Source organism: Pusillimonas sp. SM2304, from assembly GCF_031628915.1.
Lineage (GTDB): Bacteria > Pseudomonadota > Gammaproteobacteria > Burkholderiales > Burkholderiaceae_B > Pusillimonas_C.
Genome location: NZ_JAVLUJ010000002.1, coordinates 90,900 through 104,291, shown reverse-complemented (window position 1 = coordinate 104,291; position 13,392 = coordinate 90,900). Strand labels below are relative to the sequence as shown.

15 protein-coding genes are annotated in these 13,392 nt (G+C 63.1%); 7 read left to right on the top strand and 8 right to left on the bottom strand.

Annotation, left to right across the window (positions count from 1 at the left end; translation table 11 throughout):
- The first annotated feature begins 51 nt into the window (after positions 1-51).
- Positions 52-1,596, top strand: a complete 1,545-nt coding sequence (ubiD, locus tag RE432_RS09465; RefSeq protein ID WP_310933180.1) for a 4-hydroxy-3-polyprenylbenzoate decarboxylase — start codon at positions 52-54, stop codon at positions 1,594-1,596.
- A 13-nt stretch (positions 1,597-1,609) separates the two neighbouring features.
- Here ubiD and RE432_RS09460 read toward each other — a convergent pair whose 3' ends face one another.
- The 6 genes from RE432_RS09460 to dacB all read right to left on the bottom strand — a co-directional run bounded on the left by RE432_RS09460 (position 1,610) and on the right by dacB (position 5,767).
- The gene (locus RE432_RS09460) at positions 1,610-1,951 is read right to left on the bottom strand and encodes a hypothetical protein (RefSeq protein ID WP_310933179.1); all 342 of its coding nucleotides are present in this window, start codon (positions 1,949-1,951) and stop codon (positions 1,610-1,612) included.
- Positions 1,948-2,373 (bottom strand): phage holin family protein, encoded by a 426-nt coding sequence (locus tag RE432_RS09455; protein ID WP_310933178.1) that lies wholly within the window; start codon positions 2,371-2,373, stop codon positions 1,948-1,950. Before RE432_RS09455 ends, RE432_RS09460 begins: the two co-directional genes overlap by 4 nt.
- A gap of 40 nt (positions 2,374-2,413) precedes the next feature.
- Entirely contained in the window at positions 2,414-2,731 is a 318-nt protein-coding gene (locus RE432_RS09450) for a DUF883 family protein (protein WP_310933177.1), read from the bottom strand.
- Positions 2,732-2,799: 68 nt separating this feature from the next.
- Positions 2,800-3,522 carry a hypothetical protein gene (locus RE432_RS09445; protein ID WP_310933176.1) on the bottom strand — a complete coding sequence of 241 codons (723 nt, stop codon included), beginning with the start codon at positions 3,520-3,522 and terminating at the stop codon, positions 2,800-2,802.
- 113 nt (positions 3,523-3,635) lie between these two features.
- Positions 3,636-4,274: a uracil phosphoribosyltransferase gene (upp, locus tag RE432_RS09440; protein ID WP_310933175.1), complete on the bottom strand. Its 639-nt coding sequence runs from the start codon at positions 4,272-4,274 to the stop codon at positions 3,636-3,638.
- Positions 4,275-4,306: 32 nt separating this feature from the next.
- The gene (dacB, locus tag RE432_RS09435; RefSeq protein WP_310933174.1) at positions 4,307-5,767 is read right to left on the bottom strand and encodes a D-alanyl-D-alanine carboxypeptidase/D-alanyl-D-alanine-endopeptidase; all 1,461 of its coding nucleotides are present in this window, start codon (positions 5,765-5,767) and stop codon (positions 4,307-4,309) included.
- Here dacB and RE432_RS09430 point away from each other — a divergent pair.
- The 6 genes from RE432_RS09430 to secF all read left to right on the top strand — a co-directional run bounded on the left by RE432_RS09430 (position 5,766) and on the right by secF (position 11,487).
- Entirely contained in the window at positions 5,766-5,915 is a 150-nt protein-coding gene (locus tag RE432_RS09430) for a hypothetical protein (protein WP_310933173.1), read from the top strand. The genes dacB and RE432_RS09430 overlap by 2 nt on opposite strands.
- 70 nt (positions 5,916-5,985) lie before the next feature.
- Positions 5,986-7,017 (top strand): tRNA preQ1(34) S-adenosylmethionine ribosyltransferase-isomerase QueA, encoded by a 1,032-nt coding sequence (gene queA, locus RE432_RS09425; RefSeq protein WP_310933172.1) that lies wholly within the window; start codon positions 5,986-5,988, stop codon positions 7,015-7,017.
- Positions 7,014-8,156: a tRNA guanosine(34) transglycosylase Tgt gene (gene tgt / locus RE432_RS09420; protein WP_310933171.1), complete on the top strand. Its 1,143-nt coding sequence runs from the start codon at positions 7,014-7,016 to the stop codon at positions 8,154-8,156. The genes queA and tgt overlap by 4 nt, the downstream gene beginning before the upstream one ends.
- A 55-nt stretch (positions 8,157-8,211) precedes the next feature.
- The gene (gene yajC, locus RE432_RS09415) at positions 8,212-8,556 is read left to right on the top strand and encodes a preprotein translocase subunit YajC (RefSeq protein ID WP_310933170.1); all 345 of its coding nucleotides are present in this window, start codon (positions 8,212-8,214) and stop codon (positions 8,554-8,556) included.
- A 63-nt stretch (positions 8,557-8,619) separates the two neighbouring features.
- Positions 8,620-10,494: a protein translocase subunit SecD gene (secD, locus tag RE432_RS09410; protein WP_310933169.1), complete on the top strand. Its 1,875-nt coding sequence runs from the start codon at positions 8,620-8,622 to the stop codon at positions 10,492-10,494.
- Between the two features lie 57 nt (positions 10,495-10,551).
- A complete protein-coding gene (gene secF, locus RE432_RS09405) occupies positions 10,552-11,487 on the top strand; it encodes a protein translocase subunit SecF (protein WP_310933168.1) in 936 nt (311 codons plus the stop codon).
- Between the two features lie 61 nt (positions 11,488-11,548).
- Here secF and RE432_RS09400 read toward each other — a convergent pair whose 3' ends face one another.
- Together RE432_RS09400 and RE432_RS09395 are read right to left on the bottom strand one after the other, a co-directional pair.
- Positions 11,549-11,890: a cytochrome c gene (locus RE432_RS09400; protein ID WP_310933167.1), complete on the bottom strand. Its 342-nt coding sequence runs from the start codon at positions 11,888-11,890 to the stop codon at positions 11,549-11,551.
- A gap of 104 nt (positions 11,891-11,994) precedes the next feature.
- The gene (locus RE432_RS09395) at positions 11,995-13,248 is read right to left on the bottom strand and encodes a sulfite oxidase (RefSeq protein ID WP_310933166.1); all 1,254 of its coding nucleotides are present in this window, start codon (positions 13,246-13,248) and stop codon (positions 11,995-11,997) included.
- Positions 13,249-13,392: the final 144 nt, after the last annotated feature.

The window sequence follows — 13,392 nt, the reverse complement described above, 5'->3', positions numbered from 1 at the left end:
CGATGTTAACCTTCTACTGCCGCACAAATGTAACCTGACAGGCTTAATTCTGTGAAATATCGCGACTTCAGAGATTTTATTGCTCAACTCGAGCAAGCCGGCGAGCTCAAACGCCTGGCGCATCCCGTATCGACCGACCTTGAAATGACCGAGATCAGCGACCGCGTCCTGCGCGCCGGCGGGCCTGCCCTGCTGTTCGAGCAAGCCGTCCACCGTGGCGCGCCCTCGGCCATGCCGGTCCTGACCAACCTGTTCGGCACACCCAAGCGCGTGGCCTGGGGCATGGGCGCCGACGATATCGGCGCCCTGCGCCACACGGGCGAGCTGCTGGCCTCTCTGCGCGAACCCGAGCCCCCGCGCGGACTGCGCAGCGCGCTGGCCACCGTGTCCATGCTGAAGAATGCCTTGTGGGACATGAGCCCCAAAACCGTCAAGGGCGCGCCCTGCCAGGAAGTGGTGCTGGAAGGCGACGACGTGGACTTGAACCAGATCCCCTTGCAGCGCTGCTGGCCCGGCGATGTGGCCCCGCTGCTGACCTGGGGCCTGGTCATCACGCGCGGCCCCCATGCCAAGCGCCAGAACCTGGGGATTTACCGCCAGCAACTCATCGGACGGAACAAGCTCATCATGCGCTGGCTGTCGCACCGCGGCGGCGCGCTCGACTTCCGCGACCACGCCTTGGCCCATCCGGATACGCCGTTTCCCATCGCCGTCGCGCTTGGCGCCGACCCGGCCACCATATTGGGCGCGGTCACCCCGGTGCCCGACAGCCTGTCCGAATATCAGTTTGCCGGCCTGCTGCGCGGCTCACGCACCGAAGTCACCCAGGCCCTGGGCAGCACGCTGTCCGTCCCCGCCTTCGCCGAAATCGTGCTTGAAGGGCATCTGCTGCCCTCTTCCGACCCGCGCGCCATCAAACCCGCAACGCCCGAAGGCGTCCCGGGGCCGGCCGACACCGGCTATGAAATGGCGCTGGAAGGTCCGTATGGCGACCATACCGGCTATTACAACGAGCAAGACTGGTTCCCCGTCTTCACGGTCGAACGCATCACCATGCGCCGCCATCCCATCTACCACAGCACCTATACCGGCAAGCCGCCCGATGAGCCCGCCGTGCTGGGGGTGGCGCTGAATGAAGTCTTCGTTCCTCTGCTGAAACGCCAATTGCCCGAGATTGTCGATTTCTATCTGCCCCCGGAGGGCTGCAGCTATCGCCTGGCGGTCGTGTCCATGCGCAAGCAGTACGCGGGCCACGCCAAGCGCGTCATGTTCGGACTATGGAGCGTCCTGCGGCAATTCATGTACACCAAATTCATCGTCGTGGTGGACGACGATATCGACGTGCGCGACTGGAAGGAAGTGGTGTGGGCGATGACGACCCGCATGGACCCGGTGCGCGACACCGTGCTGGTGGAAAATACGCCTATCGATTACCTGGACTTTGCCTCGCCCGTATCGGGCCTGGGCGGAAAAATGGGCCTGGACGCCACCAATAAGTGGCCCGGCGAAACCGCCCGCGAATGGGGCACGCCGATTGTCATGGACGACGCCGTCAAGGCGCGCGTCGATGCCATGTGGAACGAGCTGGGCCTGTAGCGCCGCGCCGGAATCAGCCGGATTTGCGATTCATGGTGCGCGCCACCTGCCAGCTTAGCAGCAATCCGGCCCCGATCCGCCACCAGCGCCGGCGCTTGCCCACGCCGGACAGCAAGGCCGATACGCTGGACGTCAGCAAGGGGTAGCGGCGCGTCAGCGATACCGCCTGGAAGATCCAGTCGGACGGCGACCGCGACGATGCGCGCGGGAACAGACTGCGCATGACCGACCGTGGGGTCAGCGAGTCGCCCAGATCGCGCACGCCGCGCGACATGGCCTGCCGCTCAAGGGCGGCGCGGGCCCGCACCAGTTCGATCCGGAGCGCGCGCTCTTTACCCGCAAGAGCCTGTTTCATGGCGTATCCTTACGTTGTTCCGCGCGCGCCACGAGATCGAGCGGATCGGCGGGCTCCCGCAGCCGGTCGGCCAGGGCCAGATCGCGCCGCAGTTCGTCAATGGTGGCCGAGAACGGCATGGGTGAAAAAAGCAGCTTGTAGCGCACGCCCCAGAACAAGCCCATGCCCAGCAGGGCGTAAAAAAGCGTCAGCAGGCTCAAGGCCACATAGCGCTGCTCGGTGGGCCAGAAATACAGGGCCACCGCCAGGGAGAACACCAGCACCGCCAGGGTCAGGAACAGCAGCGCGCCGAACGCCATCCCCAGGATGACGATCAATTGCGCCTTCTGCTCCGAGGCCTCGAGCGAAAAGAGTTCAAGACGAGTGCGCACGATGGAAAGCATCGTGCATGCAAGATCGCCTACAGACTGTCGTAGCGCCATAGTTCGCCCTTGACGATGGTTGAGTGAAGAACGGTTCCGATCAACGGCGGCAGATCAATGCCCCGATCAGCACCCCCGCCAGGCCGGCCATGCCGATGGCCTGCCACGGATTGTCGTGCACATAGTCGTCGGTGACCCGGGCGGCTTTACGGCCGCGTTCCAGCAACGCATCTTGCGTGTCATAAAGGGCTTCGCGAGTCCGTTTCAAAGAGCGCATGGCGCTTTCGCGCAGTTCCACTGCTTTTTCACCGGTGGCATCCGCTGCCTCGCGCAGCAGTTTTTCCGCGTCGTCCAGGCTTTCCTTGACGCTTTCGATGAATTCCTCTTCGCTAGCTTGCACACTTTTCTTTGTCGCCATGATGAGCTCCTTAAAGAGTTGGATAGGGTTGTATAAAAGGTACCACTAAGTATCTGTACTGCATACCGCTACTGCATCTTGGTGACTTCGACCACGGAAGCCACCCCGCTTTGATCGCTTTCCTGGCGCATAACCATGTTCAGATCGGGACAGAACCAATCGGTGACGGACGATGTCATGCCGGGTATCGGCAATACCAGACCGTTGAACGAGGCCTGTGTGGGTTCGATGCGCCGGGTATAGCGTATGGGCCAGCACGATTGTTCGCCCGCGGCGGTTTGTATGGTTTGGCGCTCGCCGACGGTTTTCAGGCCGGTGTGGACCACGATGGGCTGCGTCTGCACCGCCTTTTTGTCCAGATTGATCTGGAAGCGCAATTCGGGAAAGGTCTGGCCGGCCCGGGTCACGGGCTCGCCATAGGCGAAAAGGCCCAGCATGCGCAGGTCGAACCTGCCTTCGGCGGCCTCGCGCTTGCCCTGTTCGTTGCGCCGCTCGAAAGTGGCCTGGCCGTTCCTGACGGCCATCCAGTAATCCAGCGTCGATTTGCCGGCGGGCAGACCGGCCAGGCCGTAGGTGGCCGTACCCTGCACCCTGGCATCGCAGTGGTCGCCGTCCTGCTTGCTGACTTCGGAAAACGCCAGATCGGCCCCCAACTGCATGCCGCCCGAGCCCGTAAGCTGTGCCTGGCCGCCATTGTGCATGAAGGGCGCCTGGCACAATCCGGCACTGGCCGGGCTGGACGCCAGCCCAAACAGTATCGCTGCAAAAGCCGAGTACCAAGTTCTACGCATACCTCTCGCCTGTTAAAACCGCAGACATTTCATACTACCCTATTTGCGGAACCAGCTTCGGACAATTCAAGAAGAAACGTTAGCAAACATGAATGGCGTCCGTTTTCTTGACGTCAGTTGTCTTTTTGGCGCGTGCCGAATATGCGGTCGCCCGCATCGCCCAGGCCCGGAATGATGTAGCCGTCTTCATTCAGATGGCTGTCGATCGAGGCGGTATAGATGTGGACATCGGGATGATGCTGCTCGACGGCGCTGATGCCTTCGGGCGCGGCCACCAGAACCAGCGCCCGGATATTGCGGCAGCCCGCCTTCTTGAGCAGGTCGATGGTGGCGACCATGGAGCCCCCGGTGGCCAGCATCGGATCGACAATCAGGGCCAGGCGCTGGTCCAGTTGCCCCACCAGGCGCTCCAGATACGTTTGCGCCTGCAAGGTTTCCTCGTTCCGGGCAATACCGACCGCGCTCACCTTGGCGCCTGGAATCAGGCTCAGGACGCCGTCCAGCATGCCGATGCCGGCACGCAATATCGGGACCACCGTGACTTTCTTGCCCGCCAGTTTCTCCACGTGCAAGGGCCCCGACCACCCTTCGATGACCGCAGGCTCGAGCGGCAGGTCTTTCGAGGCCTCGTAGGTCAGCAGGGCCGCGACTTCCTGGGCCATTTCGCGGAAATTCTTGGTGCTCAGGTCGCCTCGGCGCATCAATCCGAGCTTATGCCGGATCAAAGGGTGGCGAATTTCATGTATGGGCATGGTGTTCCTTGTTGACAAATCGGGGGTGAAGATCAGCGCGCGGCCAGCCAGTTGACCAGGGCGTCGTCGAAACTGCGCACGGCGGCGGAACGCTCGTCGTTCACGATACTGACCAGAATATAGCGCTTGCCGCTGGCGCCGAGCACATAGCCGGCAAGCGCCCGGACATCGCGCAACGTCCCTGTTTTAAGGTGGGCCATGCCTTTCGCATCGCCGTTGCGCAGACGGCGCTTGACCGTCCCGTCGACCCCCGAGATGGCGAGCGACGAGATGAATTCGGGCATCAGGGGCGAGCGCCAGGCCGCGTCCAGCATGCCCGCCAGGCCCACCGCCGTCAGCCGGCCCGTGCGCGACAGGCCGGCGCCATTGTCGATGACCCAGCCGCGGGTATCCACCTGCTGCGCTTTCAACACGCCCAGCGCAGCACTGGCGCCCGTGCTGGGCGTGGCGCCCGGCCCGAATTTTTCGGCGCCCAAGGTCAGCAGCAGCGTCCGGGCCATGACGTTATTGCTTTTCTTGTTGATATGCCGGATGGTGTCGCCCAGGCTTTCCGAGTCGTGCCAGACCATTTGCCTGGCCCCCGCCGGTACTTTCCCGGCCTGCACGCCTTTGCCCAGCGTGCCGCCCAGCTCTTTCCAGAGCATCTGGAACAGGGCCGAGAAATATTCCGGCTGCGACAATGCCAGGCGATAGACACTGAACTCGCCGCAGGAACCGGCCGCCGTGCCGCTGACCTGGATGACGATATCCCTGCCGGTCCGGACGACCTGGGTGCCGATGGACGGCGAACCGGGGCAGACCGCGTTGCTCCATTTGATGTCGCCCTCGATGCGCACGCCCTGCACAGGGGGATCGATCATCGGCACCCACCGATGGGCTTGCGCATCGGGCTGGAACACCAGGCGCACGGCGCCCAGCCCCACCATCATGGCATCGGGGCTGGCGTTATAAGGGCGGTCGGCCGCGCCGTCGAACTCGCCGGGATCAACGGCCACCGGGCCGAACAGCGTCCGGTCCACCACCACCTCGCTCAGGTTCTTCACGCCGCGCAGGCGCAGCTGGCGCAGCAGCCCCCATAGATCTTCCACGCTCATGAAGGGGTCGCCGCCCGCTTTCAGGTACAGTGGCCCGGCCAGCGTGCCGTACTCGTCGACCTGCCCGCCGCCCCGCGCATAAAAAGCCGTGCGCCAGGTATAGTCCGGCCCCAGGCCGGACAGGGCCGTCCAGGTGGTGACCATTTTCATGACGGATGCCGGATTGCGCGGCTCGGCCGCATTGACCGACATCAGCACCGGGCCGCCGACCTCTTGCACAAAAAGAGACATGGCGCCTGCCGGCAAGCGCGTTGCCCGCCAAGCCTGGTTCAGCTCGGCCGGCAGCCCCTGGGCCCCGGCCGCGCCACTGAGTCCAACGGCCAGCAGGCATGCCGCGGCGCGCCGGAACCATCTGCTTGCGTGGCGGTCAGATCCTGGGCGAGACGGAGGCAAAGTCATGAAAGAACCTTTCCCGGTGAAAAAGCATCAGCATAACCAAAGTCGGGCCGTCCGGGGCTGCGCCGGCCCGGTTTTTATTGCAGGCAAGCGACCGGCGCGCCACGCCATTTACTGCCCGGCCAAGCAGGAAACAGCGGCAACAGCTTAAAATACCGGCACAAAATTATTTCAGGCGCCGCCGCACCGGCACGGAAGGCGCCTTATCAAAGACCTTTTGCGTGAATCCTGACCTAGAACTTTCCCAGTTCAATTACGAACTGCCCCACGAACTTATTGCCCAGTCCCCCGCAGCCCGGCGCACCCAAAGCCGCCTGCTGCACCTGGACCGCCAGGGCGGCCTGCACGACAGGCAGTTCACCGACCTGCTCCAACTGCTGCGGCCCCAGGACCTGCTGGTCTTCAACAATACGCGCGTCATCAAGGCCCGTTTATTGGGCCAGAAAGAAAGCGGCGGCAAAGTCGAGGTACTGATCGAGCGGGTGACCGGGTCCCACACGGCGCTGGCGCACATCAAGGCCAGCAAATCGCCCAAGCCGGGCAGCAGGCTGATCCTGGCCGAAGCCTTTGCCGTGACCGTGCCCGGCCGCCAGGGCGAACTCTTTGAGCTTGAGTTTCCGGAACGCGTGCTCGACCTGCTGGACCGGCATGGGGCCACTCCCCTGCCTCCCTATATCGAGCACGCCGCAGGCCAGGATGACGATGAGCGCTATCAGACGGTGTATGCCAGCGAACCGGGCGCCGTGGCCGCGCCGACCGCGGGGCTGCATTTCGACCAGGACATGCTGGCGCAACTGGCCGATCTGGGCGTGGCCCAGGCGTTCGTCACCCTGCACGTCGGCGCAGGCACTTTCCAGCCCGTGCGGGCGCAAAAGCTCAGCGACCACATCATGCACGCCGAGCGCTATTCCGTGCCGCCTGAAACCGTCGCGCAGATCAAGGCGGCGCGGGCGGCGGGCGGGCGCGTGATCGCGGTGGGCACCACCAGCGTGCGCGCGCTGGAATCGGCCGCGCCGCACGCACACGAAGCCGGCGTCCTGGAAGGCGACACCCGCCTGTTCATTACGCCGGGCTATTCATTTGCCTGGGTCGATGCCCTGCTGACCAATTTCCACCTGCCCCAGTCCACCCTGCTCATGCTGGTCTCGGCGCTGGCAGGCATGGAGCCCATCCAGCGCGCCTACGCGCATGCCGTTCAATCCCGGTATCGCTTCTTCAGCTACGGCGATGCCATGTTCATAGAATCACCATGACAACAACCGGTTTGCAGTTCAAGCTGCTGACCACCGACGGCGCCGCCCGCCGCGGCCAGGTCACGCTTAACCACGGGGTGGTCCAGACCCCCATCTTCATGCCCGTCGGCACATACGGCAGCGTCAAGGCCATGCTGCCCCACGAGCTGGATGAGGTCGGCGCCCAGATCGTCCTGGGCAATACTTTTCATCTGTGGCTGCGTCCGGGCACAGAGGTCATGCAGAAGCACAACGGCCTGCATGGCTTCATGCAATGGAACAAGCCCATCTTGACCGACTCGGGCGGCTTCCAGGTGTTCAGCCTGAATGGCCTGCGCAAAATCACCGAGGAAGGCGTCAAGTTCGCTTCGCCCATCGATGGCGCGCGGCTGTTCCTGACCCCCGAGGAATCCATGCGCATCCAGCATGCGCTCAATTCGGACATCGCCATGGTGTTCGACGAGTGCACGCCTTATACGATAGACGGGCGCCCCGCCACCGCCGAGGAAGCCGCCAAGTCCATGCGCATGTCGCTGCGCTGGGCCAAGCGGTCGCGCGATGCCTTCCATGCGCTGGCCAACCCCAACGCACTGTTCGGCATCGTCCAGGGCGGCATGTACGAGTCCCTGCGCGACGAATCCCTGGCCGGCCTGCTCGACATCGGCTTCGAAGGCTATGCCATCGGCGGCCTGTCGGTGGGCGAACCCAAGGAAGACATGATGCGGGTGCTGGCCCATGTGGCGCCGCGCCTGCCGGCCAGCGCGCCGCGCTACTTGATGGGCGTGGGCACGCCCGAGGACCTGGTCGAGGGGGTCAGCCGTGGCGTGGACATGTTCGACTGCGTCATGCCGACCCGCAACGCCCGCAACGGCTGGCTGTTCACCCGCTACGGCGACATCAAGATCCGCAATGCCCGCTATCGGGACGATACCCGCCCCCTGGACCCGTCGTGCCATTGCCACACCTGCCGGCATTTTTCCAGGTCCTACCTGCACCACCTTCAGCGCGCCAATGAAATTACCGGTTCGCGCCTGAACACCCTGCACAATCTGCACTATTACCTGGCCCTTATGCGGGAAATGCGCGAAGCCATCGAGGCGGGCCGTTTCCAGCAATGGCGCGAAGAATTCACCCGTGATCGGGCCCGCGGTATCGAATAGGCAAGATATCGCTACAATACAGAGTTAACCAAAAATATTTTCAGGAGCACATTCGATGGCTGCAATTGATACTTTGACACTGATTACCGCCCAGGCAGCCGCCGGCGGCGAGAACGCCTTGATGGGCATGCTGCCCATCATTCTGATGTTCGTGATTCTGTACTTCCTGATGATCCGCCCCCAGATGAAGCGTCAGAAAGAACACCGCAACATGGTGTCCGCGCTGGCCAAGGGCGACGAAGTCATCACCACCGGCGGCCTGCTCGGCAAGATCACCAAAGTCAGCGACAGCTACATTACGGTGGAAATCAGCATGTTGGGCGACAAGCCCGTCGAGACCGTTGTGCAACGCACCGCCGTCACCTCGGTCCTGCCCAAGGGCACGATCAAGGCGCTCTGATCCCACGTGCACACCCTGGAGCGCAATCCAGGGTTTTTTTCTGCTTTAGCCGATTGACCGACAATGAACCGCTATCCGCTCTGGAAATACCTCACCGTACTGGCAGCCCTGCTTATCGGCCTGCTTTATACGCTCCCTAATTTCTTCGGGGAGTCGCCCGCGGTTCAAATAGCCGGCGCCAAGTCCACAGTCAAGGTCGATCACACCGTGCTGACCCGGGTCGAAGACATCCTGGCGCGCAGCAACATTACCGCCACAGGCGCTTATTTCGAGCAGAACGGGCCTGTGGGGGCGGTCAGGGTCCGCTTCGACTCGACCGACGTCCAGCTCAAGGCCAAGGATGTCATCGAGAAAGCGCTGAACCCCGATGCGTCCAATCCCGATTTCACGGTGGCCCTGAACCTGCTGCCCTCGTCCCCCAATTGGCTGACGGCCCTGGGCGCACGGCCCATGTACCTGGGCCTGGACCTGCGCGGCGGCGTGCATTTCCTGCTTCAGGTCGACATGAAGGGCGCCCTGACGGGACGCTATGACTCGCTTGCCAGCGATGTGCGCAACACCCTTCGCGACGCCAAGGTCGCCACGATCGGGGTAGAGCGCGCCGACATGTCTATCGTATCCACATTCGCCAGCGCCGACGCGCGCGACAATGCGGCGTCAGAGCTGCGCCGCGCCATGCCCGACATGGCCTTCGTCAACAGCGGCGAAAGCGGCGGCCAGTTCGTGCTGACCGGCCGGCTGACCGAAACGGCCGTCACACAGGTGCAAGGCAACGCGCTGCGCCAGAACATGACCACGCTGCACAATCGCATCAACGAGCTGGGTGTCGCCGAACCCATCATCCAGCAGCAGGGCGCGGACCGCATCGTGGTCCAGTTGCCCGGCGTGCAAGACGTTGCCAAGGCCAAGGAAATCCTGGGCCGCACCGCCACGCTGGAAATCCGCATGGTCGACGATTCGCCCACCGCGATGGCCGCGCTGTCGTCGGGCACCGTGCCCTTCGGGCTCGAACGCTACACCGATCGCGACGGACGCCCCCTGCTGCTGCGCCGGCAGGTCATCCTGACGGGCGAAAACCTGCAGGACGCCCAGCCCGGCCGCGACCAGCAAACCCAGCAGCCATCGGTCAACCTGACGCTGGATTCCAAAGGCGCGCGCATCTTCCGCGACGTTACCCGCAACAACATCAACAAGCGCATGGCCATTGTGCTGTTCGAGCAAGGCCAGGGCGAAGTCGTGACCGCGCCCGTCATCCGCAGCGAAATCCCCGGCGGACAGGTGCAGATCAGCGGCAGCATGACCGCCCAGGAAGCCGCCGACACCGCCCTGCTGCTGCGCGCCGGCGCACTGGCCGCGCCCATGGAAATCATCGAAGAGCGCACCATTGGCCCAAGCCTGGGGGCCGACAACATCAAGCAAGGCTTCAATGCCACCCTGTACGGCTTCATTGCCATCGCGATCTTCATCATCATCTACTACCACTTGATGGGCGCCTTTTCGACCATCGGACTGACGTTCAACGTGCTCTTGCTGCTGGCCATCCTGTCCATGCTGCAGGCCACCCTGACGCTGCCCGGCATTGCCGCCATCGCGCTGACCCTGGGCATGGCCATCGACGCCAACGTGCTGATCAATGAACGCATCCGCGAAGAATTGCGCAACGGCGCCAGCCCGCAACAGGCCATACACCTGGGTTTCGACCGCGCATGGGCCACGATTTTCGACTCCAACCTGACCAGCCTGATCGTGGGGGTCGCGCTGCTGGCTTTCGGATCGGGCCCCATACGCGGCTTTGCCGTCGTGCACTGCATAGGCATTCTGACCTCGATGTTCTCGTCGGTGGTCGGCGTGCGGGCGCTGGTCAACCTCTGGTATGGCAACAAGCGCCGCTTGCAGAGCATCTCGATCGGCCAGATCTGGAAACCCGGACAAAAGTAATGCAAGTCGCCGGGCGGCGCACGCCGCCCGGCCCAGTCAAATTACAGGCAACGCATCATGGAATTCTTTCGTATTCATCGCACCATCCCGTTCATGCGGCATGCACTGGTGCTCAATCTGATCAGTCTGCTCACCTTCGTGGCGGCGGTGGCCTTCATCATCCTGAAGGGCTTTCATCTGTCCATCGAGTTCACCGGCGGCACCGTGATGGAAGTGCACTATCAGCAGTCGGTGCAGGTCGACGATGTGCGCGGCGCCATCCAGAGCCTGGACTACACCGACTTCCAGGTGCAGAACTTCGGCACATCGCAAGACATCATGATCCGCCTGCCCGCGCGCGACGGCCAGGATGCCGGGCAGCAAAGCGAAAACGTCATGCAGGTGCTGAAACAGCAGCATAGCGACGCCGAGCTGCGGCGGGTCGAGTTCGTGGGCCCGCAGGTGGGCCAGGAGCTGCTGCACAACGGGCTCATGGCCCTGCTGTTCGTGGTCTGCGGCATCCTGATCTACCTGGGTTTCCGCTTCGAATGGAAGCTGGCGCTGGCTTGCGCCATCGCCAACTTGCACGACGTGGTCATCATCCTTGGGTTCTTTGCCCTGTTCCAGTGGGAGTTTTCGCTATCGGTGCTGGCCGGGGTGCTGGCGGTGCTGGGTTATTCGGTGAATGAATCGGTCGTGGTCATGGACCGTATCCGTGAAAACTTCCGCAAGCAGCGCAAGATGCCCGTATCGGAAATCATCGATTTGTCGATCACCCAGAACATCTCGCGGACCATCATCACCCACGGCTCGACGCAGATGATGGTGATGTCCATGTTCTTCTTCGGCGGCCCCACGCTGCACAATTTTTCGCTGGCATTGACGATCGGGATCTGGTTCGGGATCTACTCGTCCGTGTTCGTGGCGGCCGCGATTGCCATGTGGCTGGGCGTCAAGCGTGAAGACCTGGTCAAGCCGGTCAAGAAAGAAGACCCCGCGGCCGAGGTCATGTAACCGCCCTTCAGATCATCCCCGCCCCGGCGGGGATTTTCTTTATGCCCGCCCGGCTTTCGGCCTATTGCCCGCCGCCCGTTGCGTGCACGACATAGGCGGTAATGGCGTCCATGGATGCCTCGTCCAGGGAGTCGGCAAACGACGGCATGACGCCCATGCCCTCTTGCAGGACTTTCTTGATGCGTTCGGCATCGGGTTTCAGCTCATCCAGGTCGGGACCAATCGTGCCGGCCGCGTCCGCGTCGCTCAGGGCGTGGCACACGGCACAGGCGGGCACCGCCCCCGATATGAACAGGGTTTTACCTTTTTCCAGCTGCAGGCTGTCGGGCTCCCCGGCCCAACAGGCGCCCGCCAGGCTGACCAGCAACATTCCCGCTATTCCAGGCAAGGCAAGTCGTTTCATAGTTTTCCTTCAATGGGTGTTATAGAAAAACATGCCCCGTTTCCGGGGCATGCAATGCAAGCGCTTCAAGCCGGCGCCCGCTGCGGGGGTGCCGGCTGATTCAGTCAGGCAACCTTGACCACCACCATATGGTCGCGCCAACTGTTGTTGATATAGCCGCGGTTGTTTTCCCGGCGTTCTTCCGGCTGGGTGTCGCCCGCCTCGTTGGTGGCCCGGCAGGCCAGCTCGTGCGTGCCAGGCGCCAATTCGGCGGAAAAGGCAAACTCGCGCCAGGCGTACTTGCCCAGATCAGGCCCCACAAACGCCGCTTCCTGCCAGTCTTTGCCGCCATTGACGGACACTTCGATGGTTTTGGCCGCCGTCATCCCGCCCATGGCCACGCCGCTGATCAGCACCCGCCCCGCCTGAACGGTCTGGTCGGGGTCGGACGGAAAGTTGATCCAGGACTTGACCGGCATTTCCCAGATGGCGTCGTCGCTGGGGCTGGGCTTGCCGCCCACCGGCGTCCAGCGATAGCTGGTTTGCTGGATCTTGGCGGGCGATTGCTCTTTGGTGAACGCCAGATGCTTGATGTACTTGATGGAGTTCACCCCCGTATAGCCGGGCACGATGATGCGCAAGGGTCCGCCGTGCGCCAGCGGCAGGGGCTGGCCATTGAGTTCCCAGGCCAGGATGGCGTCCTCTATGGCCGAAATCGGCACGGAACGCTCGACCTTGATGGTATTGGGGTCCAGTCCGGCAGGAATCTCTTCGCCGCCCGTGCTGGTCATATAGACCATTCCGTCGGCCATGCCGCCCACCGCTTCCAGCACCGCCTTGACCGGCACGCCCGTGAAAATGACGCAACCGGCCGCACCCACCGTCCATTGCGTGCCGCTGGGTTTATGGGGAAACCAGTTCCGGCCGTTGCCCGAACATTGCAGGACCATGGGCACCGCCGCCAGCCCCAGGGTCTTGAGCTCGGCCACGGTGAAGCTGCGCGGCTCGGCCACGCCGCTGACTTCCAGCGTCCAGCTATCGGGTTCCTTGACCAGGGCGGGGTCCGTCGGCGGCGCCACATTGTTGCGGACAAACAGACGGTTGGCGGGCGTAATGACGCCGTTGCCGAATGCCGTCCGCTTGGTCTCGATGGTGTTGGCACTATGGACGATCATGCTGTCCGCGTCTTTCCAGCCGGCATAAGCGGGCAAGGGCTTGGCGGCCGGCCCCGCCGCGGCGCCCGGATCGGCCGCACCGGTGTCGGCGCGGGCGATACCGCCCAGCCCCGCCCAAGCCATCATGCCGCCCGTCGAGGCAAGCATGCGGCGGCGTCCGGCATTACCGAGTTCTTTACCGGGTTCTTTACTGAGTTCTGTCATGTCAGTCTCCTCCTGTTCGGGCCGCCCCACGCATGGCACATGAGCGAGTGACCGGGTTTTTCGAGTACTACGATCCACTTTATACTCTTGATGCATATCAATATAACCCAAAGCAATGAAGGTTCGCTTGCGCCAAAGAACGTT

What these genes read in the sequence shown, in the direction of transcription:
- RE432_RS09460 (WP_310933179.1), bottom strand. Translation starts at nt 1,951, where the DNA reads ATGAAACAGGCTCTTGCGGGTAAAGAGCGCGCGCTCCGGATCGAACTG.
- RE432_RS09455 (WP_310933178.1), bottom strand. Translation starts at nt 2,373, where the DNA reads ATGGCGCTACGACAGTCTGTAGGCGATCTTGCATGCACGATGCTTTCC.
- RE432_RS09450 (WP_310933177.1), bottom strand. Translation starts at nt 2,731, where the DNA reads ATGGCGACAAAGAAAAGTGTGCAAGCTAGCGAAGAGGAATTCATCGAA.
- RE432_RS09445 (WP_310933176.1), bottom strand. Translation starts at nt 3,522, where the DNA reads ATGCGTAGAACTTGGTACTCGGCTTTTGCAGCGATACTGTTTGGGCTG.
- upp (WP_310933175.1), bottom strand. Translation starts at nt 4,274, where the DNA reads ATGCCCATACATGAAATTCGCCACCCTTTGATCCGGCATAAGCTCGGA.
- RE432_RS09430 (WP_310933173.1), top strand. Translation starts at nt 5,766, where the DNA reads ATGAAAGAACCTTTCCCGGTGAAAAAGCATCAGCATAACCAAAGTCGG.
- dacB (WP_310933174.1), bottom strand. Translation starts at nt 5,767, where the DNA reads ATGACTTTGCCTCCGTCTCGCCCAGGATCTGACCGCCACGCAAGCAGA.
- tgt (WP_310933171.1), top strand. Translation starts at nt 7,014, where the DNA reads ATGACAACAACCGGTTTGCAGTTCAAGCTGCTGACCACCGACGGCGCC.
- yajC (WP_310933170.1), top strand. Translation starts at nt 8,212, where the DNA reads ATGGCTGCAATTGATACTTTGACACTGATTACCGCCCAGGCAGCCGCC.
- secD (WP_310933169.1), top strand. Translation starts at nt 8,620, where the DNA reads ATGAACCGCTATCCGCTCTGGAAATACCTCACCGTACTGGCAGCCCTG.
- secF (WP_310933168.1), top strand. Translation starts at nt 10,552, where the DNA reads ATGGAATTCTTTCGTATTCATCGCACCATCCCGTTCATGCGGCATGCA.
- RE432_RS09400 (WP_310933167.1), bottom strand. Translation starts at nt 11,890, where the DNA reads ATGAAACGACTTGCCTTGCCTGGAATAGCGGGAATGTTGCTGGTCAGC.
- RE432_RS09395 (WP_310933166.1), bottom strand. Translation starts at nt 13,248, where the DNA reads ATGACAGAACTCAGTAAAGAACCCGGTAAAGAACTCGGTAATGCCGGA.